The 11,748-nt window shown below is 70.9% G+C and carries 12 protein-coding genes; 2 read left to right on the top strand and 10 right to left on the bottom strand.

Annotation, left to right across the window (positions count from 1 at the left end; genetic code table 11):
* From ACX1D0_RS04985 to ACX1D0_RS04955, 7 genes are all read right to left on the bottom strand, one after another.
* The gene (locus ACX1D0_RS04985; RefSeq protein WP_459019787.1) at nt 1-1,056 is read right to left on the bottom strand and encodes a glycosyltransferase family 4 protein; all 1,056 of its coding nucleotides are present in this window, start codon (nt 1,054-1,056) and stop codon (nt 1-3) included.
* Nucleotides 1,053-1,874 (bottom strand): LpxL/LpxP family acyltransferase, encoded by an 822-nt coding sequence (locus ACX1D0_RS04980; protein WP_459019786.1) that lies wholly within the window; start codon nt 1,872-1,874, stop codon nt 1,053-1,055. The genes ACX1D0_RS04985 and ACX1D0_RS04980 overlap by 4 nt, the downstream gene beginning before the upstream one ends.
* A gap of 1 nt (nt 1,875) precedes the next feature.
* Nucleotides 1,876-2,412 carry an HIT family protein gene (locus ACX1D0_RS04975; protein WP_459019785.1) on the bottom strand — a complete coding sequence of 179 codons (537 nt, stop codon included), beginning with the start codon at nt 2,410-2,412 and terminating at the stop codon, nt 1,876-1,878.
* The gene (gene thrS / locus ACX1D0_RS04970; protein WP_459019784.1) at nt 2,405-4,441 is read right to left on the bottom strand and encodes a threonine--tRNA ligase; all 2,037 of its coding nucleotides are present in this window, start codon (nt 4,439-4,441) and stop codon (nt 2,405-2,407) included. Before thrS ends, ACX1D0_RS04975 begins: the two co-directional genes overlap by 8 nt.
* 77 nt (nt 4,442-4,518) lie before the next feature.
* On the bottom strand, nt 4,519-4,803 hold the full coding sequence (locus tag ACX1D0_RS04965) for a GNAT family N-acetyltransferase (RefSeq protein ID WP_459019783.1): 285 nt from the start codon (nt 4,801-4,803) through the stop codon (nt 4,519-4,521).
* A gap of 9 nt (nt 4,804-4,812) precedes the next feature.
* A complete protein-coding gene (gene ybaK, locus ACX1D0_RS04960) occupies nt 4,813-5,298 on the bottom strand; it encodes a Cys-tRNA(Pro) deacylase (protein ID WP_459019782.1) in 486 nt (161 codons plus the stop codon).
* Entirely contained in the window at nt 5,255-6,133 is an 879-nt protein-coding gene (locus tag ACX1D0_RS04955) for an EamA family transporter (RefSeq protein WP_459019781.1), read from the bottom strand. The genes ybaK and ACX1D0_RS04955 overlap by 44 nt, the downstream gene beginning before the upstream one ends.
* A gap of 167 nt (nt 6,134-6,300) precedes the next feature.
* Between ACX1D0_RS04955 and ACX1D0_RS04950 the strand changes: the two genes are divergently transcribed.
* Nucleotides 6,301-7,506, top strand: coding sequence for a hypothetical protein (locus tag ACX1D0_RS04950; protein ID WP_459019780.1), 1,206 nt, complete (start codon nt 6,301-6,303; stop codon nt 7,504-7,506).
* A 17-nt stretch (nt 7,507-7,523) separates the two neighbouring features.
* On the opposite strand, the gene ACX1D0_RS04945 is transcribed toward ACX1D0_RS04950, so the two are convergent.
* Nucleotides 7,524-7,967 carry a PTS sugar transporter subunit IIA gene (locus ACX1D0_RS04945; RefSeq protein WP_459020387.1) on the bottom strand — a complete coding sequence of 148 codons (444 nt, stop codon included), beginning with the start codon at nt 7,965-7,967 and terminating at the stop codon, nt 7,524-7,526.
* A 137-nt stretch (nt 7,968-8,104) separates the two neighbouring features.
* Here ACX1D0_RS04945 and ACX1D0_RS04940 point away from each other — a divergent pair, with 137 nt between their 5' ends.
* Nucleotides 8,105-9,970: a beta-galactosidase gene (locus ACX1D0_RS04940; protein WP_459019779.1), complete on the top strand. Its 1,866-nt coding sequence runs from the start codon at nt 8,105-8,107 to the stop codon at nt 9,968-9,970.
* A 23-nt stretch (nt 9,971-9,993) separates the two neighbouring features.
* On the opposite strand, the gene ACX1D0_RS04935 is transcribed toward ACX1D0_RS04940, so the two are convergent.
* Both ACX1D0_RS04935 and ACX1D0_RS04930 read right to left on the bottom strand, forming a co-directional pair.
* Nucleotides 9,994-10,947: an aldo/keto reductase gene (locus ACX1D0_RS04935; protein WP_459019778.1), complete on the bottom strand. Its 954-nt coding sequence runs from the start codon at nt 10,945-10,947 to the stop codon at nt 9,994-9,996.
* 29 nt (nt 10,948-10,976) lie between these two features.
* Nucleotides 10,977-11,744 carry a glucose 1-dehydrogenase gene (locus ACX1D0_RS04930; protein ID WP_459019777.1) on the bottom strand — a complete coding sequence of 256 codons (768 nt, stop codon included), beginning with the start codon at nt 11,742-11,744 and terminating at the stop codon, nt 10,977-10,979.
* Between the last annotated feature and the right edge of the window lie 4 nt (nt 11,745-11,748).

Below are 11,748 nucleotides of genomic sequence, written 5' to 3'. Positions count from 1 at the left end.
CTACGTCAGCGACGGGGGCGCCGGTCGGCGCAACGCGCTCTCGTAGGCCTCCAGCACCCTCGGGCCGACCCGGGGCCAGGTGTAGGGCTCCGCCAGCGCCCGGGCGGCTGACGGGTCGACGGGCTCCGCGAGCCGCCGCTGCAGGGCGTCGCGGGCGGCGGCGACGTCGTCGACGGGAAACCAGGACATGGCCGCCGGGTCGTCGACGACGGCGCGGAAGGCTGGGAGGTCGCTGGCCACCACCGCGCACCCGTGCGCCAGAGCCTCCACCAGGATGAGCCCGAACGACTCCCCGAACCGGTTGGGTGCCATCAGCACGGAGGCGGAATGCAGGACGCGCGTCTTGGCGTCCTCGTCGAGCTGCCCCAGTTCGCGCACGTGGCCCGAGCCCCGTCCGCCCGGGCCGACGGCGACGAAGGTCGCCTCCGGAAGGCTGCGGGCGACCGCCTCGAAGAGTGGGTACCCCTTTCGTGGCTCGTCGAGCCTGCCGACGAAGGCCACCACCGGCGTCGCCCCGCGCGCCGCGGAGCCGCCCGCGGGAAGGGCGGGTGCGTTGATGGCGTTGGGGATGATGTCGGGAATCACGCCCGTGACCGACGTCGCGGTGCGCGCGGCCGCGGTGGAGACGGCGATCGAGACCCGTGCGGGCAGGCGGGTTGCGCGGAGCCGCAGGAGGGGTGTGAGGAGGCCGGGATCGAACGACGCGTGATGGGTGACCACCAGGTGCCGGGCCGCCCGCGCTGACGCGAATCCGATCCCCGGCGTCAGGGGCTCGTGGACGTGGACGACGTCGGCGTCCGCGGCGGCGGCGATCGCCCGCCGAGCCTGCGAGGGGCGCACCGCGAGGCGCGCAACGGACCCGTTGAACCGGAATGCGCGCGGCGCGCCGAGCAGGGTCACGGGGACGCCCCACTCCCCTGCCTGTTCCCCGGGCGCCAACACCAGGGGGCGGTGCCCGTCCTCCTGCAGCCACCGCGCGAGGCTGAGGACGTGGGTGGCCACTCCCCCGGGCTGATCGAGGGAGTAGGGGCACACCAGCACCACGCGGAGGCTCATGAGAAGACCCGGCGCAGCATCAGCCAGTTCTCGGGCGATTGCCGCACCGCCTTGGCGAACCGGTCCACCACACCGCCCATCAGCTCCTCCGCGGTGTTGCCGCGGACGGGGTCGGAGATCTCCAGCCGGAGGCGCTCTCCCTCGAACCGGGTGGTCGCGACTCTCAGATCGGCGCCCGTCCGCAGGGCCACCAGGGCGGGTCCCGGGGGCACGCCGATCTCGCCCCCACCGGGCCAGGGGATCCGCAGCCCCCGGGCCGAGAGGTCGCGATCACTCACCAGGCACACCATCTTCCCGGACATGGCCGCGTCGGCCAGGATCCGGCGCAGGTCCGGTTGGTCCAGCGGATAGATCTCCATGCCCATGGCCCGGCGCGCGTCGCGGAACCGCTCGAACATGCCCGCCGGGAGCCGTTCGGCGACGCTGACCACGTCGATCCCCACGCGCGACGCCCACGCGCCGGCGCAGTCCCAGGAGCCCATGTGCGGCAGCGCCATGACCAGGCCCGGCCCGGCCAGCGACACCCGCAACTTGGCGACGTCCTCGTCGGTGACGTCGAGGACGCTGAGCACCTCGTCATCGGACCACCGGGCGAGGCTGAGGGACCACAGCAGGTTGCGCAGCCAGTTCTCGACCAGCATGCGGCGTTGGCGCGCCGTGGGGCGGGCGCCGGTGGCCCGTTCGACGGTGGCCTCCCAGGCGACGAGCCCTTGCGTCGGCCGGGCCCCCAGGAGGGGGGCGAGCAGCCGCGCCAGGGCGTCGCCCCACCTGCGCGGGAGCCGGCCCCCGATCGCCCACAGGGCACCGGACAGGCGCACGTCAGGCCTGCCAGGCCTCGGCGAGCAGGTCCCGCGCCTCGCCCAGAAGCTGGGGCAACGCTCGGGTCTGCGCCACGATGGGGAGAAAGTTCATGTCGCCGGACCATCGGGGCACGATGTGCTGGTGGAGGTGCATGCCGATGCCGGCCCCCGCGACGGCGCCCTGGTTGATGCCCAGGTTGAACCCGTCCGGCCGCGACACCTGCCTCACGACCTGCATGGCCCGCTGCGTCAGCGTGGCCACCTCCAGCGCCTCGGCCGCGGTCAGGTCCGTGTAGTCCGCGACGTGCCGGTAGGGGCACACGAGGAGATGCCCGGGGGCGTAGGGGAACAGGTTCATCACCACGTAGGCCTGTTCGCCCCGGGCGACGATGAGCCCTTCCACGTCGTCGCGTTGCGGGGACGAACAGAACGGGCACTCCCCGTCGTGCCTGGGCTTGCCGTCACCGCGGATGTAGACCATCCGGTGGGGCGTCCAGAGCCGCTGGAAGGCGTCCGGGATCCCCGCGAACGTGTCGCTGGTCTCCGGCTCAGGCATCGGCCGTCGGCGACTCGTTCGACCGCGAGGCGATGAAGTCCACGACGATGGCGATGGCGTCGTCGACCGGCACCGCGTTGCGCTGCGAACCGTCGCGGAACCTGAACGACACTGCGCCCGCGTCCCTGTCGTCGCCGCCGGCGATGAGCACGAACGGCGCCTTCTCCTTCGCCGCGTTGCGGATCTTCTTGCCGAACCGGTCGTCGGAGTCGTCGAAGTCCACCCGCACGCCTTGGGCGCGGAGCCTCGCCACGATGCCGCCGAGATAGGCGTCGAACTCCGCGGCGACCGGGATCGCGATCACCTGCACGGGCGACAGCCAGGCCGGGAACGCGCCCGCGTAGTGCTCGATGAGTACCCCCATGAAGCGTTCGATGGAGCCGAACTTCGCCGAGTGGATCATCACCGGCTGCTGGCGGCTGCCGTCCGAGGCGGTGTACTCCAACTCGAAGCGCTCAGGCTGGTTGAAGTCGTACTGGATGGTCGACATCTGCCAGGTGCGGCCGATGGCGTCCTTGGCCTGGATGGAGATCTTCGGGCCGTAGTACGCCGCGCCCCCCGGGTCCGCCACGATCGGCAGCCCGGACTCGGCCGCGATCGCGTCCAGGATGGCGGTGGCCTCCGCCCACTGCTCGTCCGAGCCGATGAACTTGTCCTTCTTCCTGCCGTCCTCATCGCGGGTGGACACCTCGAGCGCCACGTCCGTCAGCCCGAAATCGGTGAGCAGCGACAGGACGAACCTGAGCAGGTGCCGCACCTCGTCGGGTGCCTGTTCCTTCGCGCAGTAGCTGTGCGAATCGTCCTGCGTGATCGACCGGACGCGGGTGAGCCCCTGGACCACGCCCGACTTCTCGTCTCGATAGACGGTGCCGAACTCGAAGAACCGCAGCGGCAGGTCCCGGTACGAACGACCGCGCGACGAGTAGATCAGGTTGTGCATGGGGCAGTTCATGGCCTTGAGCCGGTACGCCTGGCCGCCGCGGATCACCGCACCGTGCTCGTCACGCTCGGCGTCCTCGAGGAGTGGCGGGAACATGCCCTCGGCGTAGTAGGGCAGGTGGCCGGAGGTGTAGAACAGCTCCTCCTTGGCGATGTGCGGCGTGCCGACGTAGTCGAAGCCCTCCTCGATGTGCCGGGCCCGCACGTAGTCCTCCATGGCGCGCTTGATCACCCCACCGCGGGGGTGGAACAACGGCAGGCCGGAGCCGACCATCTCGTGGAAGCTGAACAGGTCCAGTTCGACGCCCAGCTTGCGATGGTCGCGCTTGGCCGCCTCCTCGAGCCGGGTCCGGTACGCCTGCAGTTGGTCCTTCGACGGCCAGGCGGTGCCGTAGACACGCTGCAGGCCGGCGTTGCGCTGGTCCCCGCGCCAATACGCGGCCGAGGTGCGGGTCAGCGCCCACCCGTTGCCGAGGTAGCCGGTGTGGGGAACGTGGGGGCCGCGGCAGAGGTCCTTCCAGGCGACGCTACCGTCGCGGCGGACGTTGTCGTAGATGGTCAGTTCCCCGGCGCCCACCTCCACGCTGGAACCGTCGTCGTCCGACGAGGATCCCTTGTCGGCGATCAGCTCCAGCTTGAACGGCTCACCGGCGAGTTCGGTGCGGGCGTCGTCGTCGGAGACGGCGCGCCGTACGAAGCGCTGCCTCTCCTTGACGATCTGCGCCATCCGCTTCTCGATGGCGGTGAGATCCTCAGGCGTCAGCGGGTCGGTGGCGAAGTCGTAGTAGAAGCCGTCCGTGATGGGGGGTCCGATGCCCAGCTTGGCGTCGGCGAAGAGGCCCTGCAGGGCCTGGGCGGTGACGTGACCGGCCGAGTGCCGCAGGATGCTCAGGCCCTCCGGGGTCTCCACGGAGACCGGCTCCACCTCGTCGCCGTCCCCCAGTTCGCGGGCCAGGTCCAGAAGCTCTCCCCCGACCCGCATGGCCACGACGCTGCGGTCCTCGCCGAACAGGTCGAGGCCGGTCGTGGTGGTGGTCAGCGTCACCTGTTCAGCGTGATCGGTACGGCGAACGGTGATAGCTCCACTCATCGTGGCTCCCTGTGGTGTGGCGGGGCGGGTGACTCGCCCATTGTGCCCCTCACGGCCACACGCGTCATCTTCGGGGTTCACGCCCGCAGGTGGCGGAACTCCTCGCTGCGGTCCATGAAGGTGGAGATGAACGGACAGGTGGGGCGGACCTTCAGGCCGGCGTCGGCGGCGTCGGCCAGCGCGAACGCGACGATTCGGTGGCCGTATCCCCTGCCACCGTGAGCCGGGTCGACCTCGGTGTGGAACATGTCCACCACTCCGTCCGCGAGCCGGTAGTCGATCTGGCCGATGAGCTCGCCACCGAGGTGGAGCTCGTAGCGGTTGCGGCTCGCGTTCTTCGTCTGTGTGGGTTCTTCGGTCATACCGAGAGATTACCCGGCGGCCACGGGGCCGACCAGCGCGTGGGTGAGGCGGATCAGGTCCTGGGGCGCCAGTTCCACGTCCAGGCCACGGCGCCCGGCCGAGACCAGGATCGTGTCGTGGCGCAGCGCGGAGTCGTCCAGCACAGTGGGCAGACGTCGCTTCTGGCCCACGGGGCTGATGCCGCCGACGACCATGCCTGAGGAGCGCTCGGCGGCCGCCGGCTCGGCCATGGTCAGCCTCTTCGCGCCCAGCAGGGTGGCCAACGCCCTGAGGTCCAGCCGGGCGCTCACCGGCAGCACGGCCACCACGAGGCGGTCCCCGTCAGAGGCGACGAGGGTCTTGAACACCCGGTCCGCCGGCACGCCCAGCAGTTCCGCGGCTTCCAGCCCGTAGCTGACGGCGCGTGGGTCGTGGGCGTACTCGTGGGTCACGTACGGCACGCTCGCCGCGTCAAGGGCTCTCAGTGCGGGGGTGGCTCCCAGCGGCCGCGCCATGCAACCTCCTCTGTGCTGTGCTGACGGCGCCCATCGATGCCGTGATCACGGCGGCCATCGCCACCCATTCGGTGGCCTGGAGCCACTCCCCCAGGACCAGCCACGCGAACAGCGCCGCGGCCGCCGGCTCCAGGCTCATCAGGATGCTGAAGGTGCCGGCGGCGATGCTGCGGCGCGCATGCAGTTCCAGCGCGTAGGGGATGACCGTGCTGAGCAGCGCAACGAGGGAGACGACCAGCAGCACGCGAGGGTCACCGATCGACCGGTCGGCGAGGGCCAGCCCCGGACCGGCGAGCGCGGTGGCTCCGATGAGCGACCCGGTCGACAGTCCGCTGGTGCCCTCCCATCGCCGCCCCAGCGGACCGGCCAATGCGATGTAGCCGGCCCAGAACGCCCCCGCGCCCAGGGCCAGCGCGATGCCGGCTGGGTCGAGGATCGTCGGGCCGGCGCCGAGCAGGACCACCCCCAGGGCGGCCATGCCCACCCAGACGAGGTCCGCCACGCGGCGCGAGCCGGCCACCGCCAGTGCCAGGGGCCCGACGAACTCCAGGGTCACCGCGAGACCGATCGGAATGCGCGCGAAGCTCAGGTAGATCAGCAGGTTCATCCCGGCCAGGCACAGCCCGAAGCCGACGACCACCAGCCAGTCCAGGCGGGAGCGGCCGCGCCAGCGTGGGCGGGCGATGACGAGCAACAGCGCGCTCGCGATCGCGCCGCGCAGGAACGCGAGAGTGGCGGGATGCGCCGCATCGAACACGCCTTTGGCCAGTGACGCGCCGAACTGGACGGAGGCGATCGCCACCAGAATCAGGGCAACTGGATGGATGCGGCGCACGGTGCTGACACTACCGAGCCCGCCCACTGGCTCACTATCGGTCGGACCTGACACTAACTCCCGGCCAGAGCTCGCAGTCAGGACCACCTGCACCCTCCCGCGACGGAGGGCTCGGGTCTACCGTCGCCCTGGAGCCTCTTCCTCCCCCATCTCGAAGGATCCCTCGCATGTTCTCTCGTCGCGCTGCGGCGGCGCTCGCCGCCGTGTCACTCACGATCCTGACGCTCTCACCGGGCGCCGACGCCGCACCGAGGAACCGGGTGACCGGGCCGTCCGGACCGTCCGCCGGGATGACCCTCTTCGCGACGCACCCGATGGCGTCGAAATCGTTCATCACCTGCGACGGGGGCAAGCTGTGCGCCTCCGGCCAGACCATCACCGACATGAACGTGGACGCCTCCGGGAGGTTGATCGCCGGCTACGGCGACTGGGGCACCAACTCCGACAGCAACACCGGCGCGGCGGGCAAGGTGGCGGCGGTGCCGCTGAGCCTGACCCCCACCGCGCAGTGGGGCGCAGCCTACCTGCTGGGCACCGAGGCGGTCGGCGTCATCCGGCGCGCGGCGGACGGCTCCCTCTGGATCCCCATGACCGACCCCTCCAGCAGGAGCTCGGGGGTCGCGACCGACCGCGGCGGCACGTGGCGCCACATCGCCGACGGCCAGAACATGTACCACACCTTCGACGTGGCTGAGAAGGCCGGTGGGGACCTGTGGCTGTTCGGGTCGAAGGACGTCTCCGGAGTGGGTGCCTCGGGCGTCGTGGCGCGGTCCACCGACCAGGGGAGCACGTGGAGCCAGTCCTACACCCACCGCTACGGGGGCGACAGCGCCGACTGGTCGCGCTTCTACACGGGCATGGTCACCCCGGTGGGCACGGTGCTGACCGGCGGGATGGGCGGCTTCATCGAAGGTTTCGCGTTCGACGGCACTCAATGGCAGGAGGACTACAGCCCGCTGCCGATGGAACCACGGCTCGCAGAGCGGTTCGCCGACGGATACGTCACCGTGTCGGGATCGCGGCCCTACTACGTGTCGTGGACCGGCAGCCCCGCGTCGCGACAGCAGACGGCCCTGAGCTACCCCGCCGGCCTCGGCCTGGAGAACACGGTGAAGGACTTCTACGTCGGAGTCGACGGCGCCCTGTTCTACCTGGCCGGCACCACCGTCGTGCGCGTCGACCCCGACACCCTGGCCTCCCGGATCATCGCCACGGGAGTCTCCGGCACGTCGATCGTCGTGCACGACGGCTACATCTACGCCGGATCCACCGGGGGGACGATCTACCGCTCGGTCAAACTCGACACCGACGGCGTCGCGGACGAGCCGGTCGCCGAGCCCGCACCGGTCAAGGGCGGTGGCAGGAAGAAGTAGCGCCGCGGCTCGGGCGGTCAGCAGCTGAACAGCGCGTCTCCCGCCGCGACATCGCGGCCGACGGCGGCGTCGGTCACCGAATCGGGTGCACCGTCCATCACCGCCACCACCACGGTGCGCGACATGTCCGGATCGGTCACGGCGCCGGGATCCCAGGACACCACGGGGGACCCTGCCGCGACCTCGTCACCCTGGCGGGCGAGCAGGTCGAACCCCTCGCCCGCGAGCCGGACGGTGTTGATCCCGATGTGGACGAGGATGCCCAGATCATCGCCCGCCAGGACGATGAACGCGTGCGGGCTCACCTTGAGGAGGCGCCCGGCGGCCGGCGAGACGACGCTCTGCCGACCGTCCCCCGGCTCGATCCCGACGCCGGGGCCGACGGTCTGGGCGCTGAAGACTGGATCGGGCACGTCCCGCATCGCGATGACGCGGCCGGCGCACGGCGCGGTGATCTGCATCACACACACTCCTTCGGATGTCGATGTGAAACAGACCCTATCGCCGGTGGGCGGACCTGCGTCGAAACCAGCCCCACCTCCTCGGTAGTCTCGCGGGGGACGGGCGTGTCACAGCGCGGGACTGAGGGAGGACGGCCATGTTCTACGGCGGGGACTACAACCCGGAGCAGTGGCCCGAAGAGGTGTGGCGTGAGGACGCCCGCCTGATGCGGGAGGCCCGGGTCAACCTGGTCAGCGTCGGCATCTTCTCCTGGGCCCGGATCCAGCCGGCCGAGGGCGTCTTCGACTTCGACTGGCTGGACCGGGTCCTGGATCTGCTCCATGGACACGGCGTGGGGGTGTGCCTGGCCACGGCCACCGCCTCGCCGCCCCCGTGGGCGGGCGTGAACTACCCCGGGCTCCTGCCCCGCGACCGGGACGGCAGCATCTTCTGGCACGGCAGCCGTCAGGCCTACTCCCCCACCTCACCGGACTACCGGCGCCTCGCGTCCGAGCTGGTCACGGCCATCGCCGGTCGGTACGCCCGGCATCCGGCGGTGCGCCTGTGGCACGTCAACAACGAATTCGGCTGCCACCTTCCAGCCGACTACTCGGACAACGCTGCCCGCGCTTTCCGCGTCTGGCTGGCGGACCGCTACGGGGACGTCGGGTCCCTCAACGACGCCTGGGGCACGGCCTTCTGGTCGCAGCGCTACGCCTCGTTCGACGAGATCGTCCCCCCGCGCAAGGCGCCCTACAGCCTCAACCCCGCCGGGATGCTGGACTTCAAGCGGTTCACCTCCGACTCGCTGCTGAACCTCTTCCTCATGGAGAAGCGCCTCATCGGGGAATCGGGGGCCGCGCACCCCGTCACCACCAACTTCATGGGGGCGTTCGAGCCGGCGGACTACCACCGGTGGGCACCGCACCTCGACGTGATCGCCGACGACAGCTACCCGGACCCCAACGATCCGGCGGCGTGGCGCGGCGCGGCCTTCACCCGCGACCTGATGCGGGCGCTCAAGCCGGACACGCCCTGGATCCTCATGGAGCAGGCGGCCAACGCCGTCAACTGGCGGCCCAGCAATGCGCCCAAGGCGCCAGGGCAGATGGCCGCCCTGAGCATGCAGGCGGTGGCCCGCGGAGCCGACGGGGTGATGTTCTTCCAGTGGCGCCAGTCCAGGGCCGGTTCGGAGAAATTCCACTCCGCGATGCTGCCGCACGCCGGCACCGCCACCCGCTCCTGGCAGGAGGTGGTGGAGCTCGGCGGGGCTCTGGAGGGCCTGCCCGTGCTGGGGCGGGTCGAGGCCCGGGTGGCCCTGATCTACGACTGGGAGAACAGGTGGGCCGTCGAGCAGCCCGATCACCCGGTGACGCTGGACTACCTGGCCCACGTGCAGCGGTGGCACTCCGCCCTGCTCGACGAGGGGATCACCGTCGACGTCGTCGACGCCGAGGCGGACCTGAGCGGCTACGACACCGTGTTCGCGCCGCTGCTGTACCTGCTGACCGAGCGGGCGGCCGCCGGGCTCCGCGGGGTGGTGCACCGGGGTGGATCCGTCCTGACCGGTCCCTTCAGCGATGTGGTCGACGAACATGACCGCTTCAGGCCGGGAGGCTTCACCACCCTGCTGGGTGACCTCCTCGGCGTGCGGGTGATCGAGTTCGGGGCCCTGGCGCTCACCCCGCCTGGCCAGCGGAGCAGCGCCGTGACCGGCGAGCTCGGGGACTTCGAGGGCACCCATGTCGCCGAGGAGATCCTCGTGCACGATGCCGACGTGGTGGCCCGCTTCCGCGGCGGCCGGGCAGACGCCACGCCTGCCGTCACGGTCCGGGCCGAGGGCGACGGGCGCGCGGTCTACGTGGCCACGATCCCTGACGATGCGGGCCTGCGCAGCCTGGTGCGTTTCGTGGCGGAGCCGGTCCGCCCGGCGCCTCCCCGCGATACCGAGCAGGTCACGCGGGGTGGGGTGACGTTCCGCATCGACCACCTCACGCAGAGCGTGACGATCACGCAGCCCTGACCGGTTTGGGTGAGGCCGCCGGCTCAGGGGGCGAACAACTCGTCGACGGCGTCCAGGACGTCGTCGGGCACGAGCGCCGCACCCGCGGCCGCGTTCTGCAGCACCTGCTCCACCTGGGTGGCGCCGGCGATGACCGACGAGATGCCGGGCTGGCCGAGCAGCCATTGGAAGGTCACCTCGAGCATGGTGTGCCCGGCCTGGTCGCACAGCCGCCGGTAGCGCTCCAGCTGGGTCCATTCCACCCCGGACAGCTGCGCCGCCTTGATGGAGCGCATGCGCCCCTCCCCTCCGCCGTCGGCGGTGTACTTGCCGGTGAGCAGACCATTGGCCAGCGGGAAGTAGGGGAAGACGCCCAAGCCCAGCTCGATCGCTGCGGGGAGGAGGTCGCGCTCGATGTCGCGCGCCAGCAGGGAGTACTCGTTCTGGGCGGAGACGAAGGACTCGTGGCCCTCCTCCAGCGAGACCTCTGCCGCTTCCCGGGCGAGGTCGCCAGTGAAGTTGGAGTGCCCGATGTAGCGCACCTTCCCCTCCTCGACGAGGTCCGAGAGAATGGAAAGGGTCTCCCCGATCGGGGTGTCGGGATCCGGGGTATGCATCTGCAGCAGGTCGATGCGATCGGTCTGCAACCGAGTGAGCGAGGCCTCCACGGCGGAGCGGACGTAGCGTGCCCCGCCCTTCGGCCCCCACGCCTCGGCGCCGGGCATCGCGAAGTCCTGGTGGCCGAACTTGGTGGCCAGCACCACCTCATCCCGCCGGCCCGCCAGCGCCTCGCCGAGGAACTCCTCGCTGCGCCCCGGGGTGCCGCCGTAGATGTCCGCGCCGTCGAAGAACGTGATGCCCTGGTCGATGGCGGCGTGGATCACTCGCACGCTCTGCTCAAGCGACTCCGTGGCGGTCCTGGGTCGGGAGAAGTTGTTGCACCCCATCCCCACGACGCTGACCCGCAGTTCTGAGGCACCCGCGTTTCGCTGCTGCATCCACCCAACCTAGACGTGTCCGCCGGCTTCTACCAGCAGCAGTACCCTCCGTCCACGAGCAGGTCCGCGCCCGTGACGTAACTGGCCGCGGGGCTGAGGAGGAAGAGGACCGGGCCCGCGATCTCGTCCGGCATCGCCAGGCGCCCCAGCGGGGTCGTGTCGGCGAACTCGGTCACCAGATCGGCCACCTCCGGGCGTTGGTTCATCGGAGTCATGGTGTAGCCAGGGCTGACGGCGTTGACCCGGATGCCGAGCCCCGCCCATTCGACGGCCAGCGATCGGGTGAGGTGGCTGACTGCCGCCTTGCCGGAGTTGTACTGCGCCTGGGTGAGGTTGCGGTTGGCGATGTGCCCCGAGATCGAGGCGATGTTGACGATGGCGCCCCCGGCCGCGTGGGCGCTCATCGCTCGTGCTTCGGCCTGGCAGGACCAGAACACCCCGTCGACGTTGGTGGCGTAGACGGATCGCCACTGCTCGGCCGTGATGTCCAGCGCGGGGGTACCAGCCCCCACGCCGGCGTTGTTGACCGCAAGCCGGAGAGGACCGAGGCGCTCCTCGACGGCGGCGACGGCCGGTCCCGCGGCCTGGGGGTCGCGGACATCCCAGGCAACTGCCAGGCCCACGCCCCCCGAACGGGTGATCAGCTCCAGCGTCTCGCTCAGGTGCTCGGCGCTGCGCGCCGTGCAGGCCACGCGGGCGCCGGCCTCGGCGAGCGCCACCGCGATCGCCTGGCCGATGCCCTTGGACGCGCCCGTGACCAGGGCCACCTGGTCACGTAGTGAGAACGAGACGGGCACGGCC

The sequence above is a fragment of the Tessaracoccus pujii genome, from assembly GCF_054483895.1.
This window is presented reverse-complemented; position numbering and strand designations above follow the sequence as displayed.

Coding starts and splice junctions, on each gene's coding strand:
- ACX1D0_RS04985 (WP_459019787.1), bottom strand. CDS start 1,056: ATGAGCCTCCGCGTGGTGCTGGTGTGCCCCTACTCCCTCGATCAGCCC.
- ACX1D0_RS04975 (WP_459019785.1), bottom strand. CDS start 2,412: ATGCCTGAGCCGGAGACCAGCGACACGTTCGCGGGGATCCCGGACGCC.
- thrS (WP_459019784.1), bottom strand. CDS start 4,441: ATGAGTGGAGCTATCACCGTTCGCCGTACCGATCACGCTGAACAGGTG.
- ACX1D0_RS04965 (WP_459019783.1), bottom strand. CDS start 4,803: ATGACCGAAGAACCCACACAGACGAAGAACGCGAGCCGCAACCGCTAC.
- ybaK (WP_459019782.1), bottom strand. CDS start 5,298: ATGGCGCGGCCGCTGGGAGCCACCCCCGCACTGAGAGCCCTTGACGCG.
- ACX1D0_RS04950 (WP_459019780.1), top strand. CDS start 6,301: ATGTTCTCTCGTCGCGCTGCGGCGGCGCTCGCCGCCGTGTCACTCACG.
- ACX1D0_RS04945 (WP_459020387.1), bottom strand. CDS start 7,967: ATGCAGATCACCGCGCCGTGCGCCGGCCGCGTCATCGCGATGCGGGAC.
- ACX1D0_RS04940 (WP_459019779.1), top strand. CDS start 8,105: ATGTTCTACGGCGGGGACTACAACCCGGAGCAGTGGCCCGAAGAGGTG.
- ACX1D0_RS04935 (WP_459019778.1), bottom strand. CDS start 10,947: ATGCAGCAGCGAAACGCGGGTGCCTCAGAACTGCGGGTCAGCGTCGTG.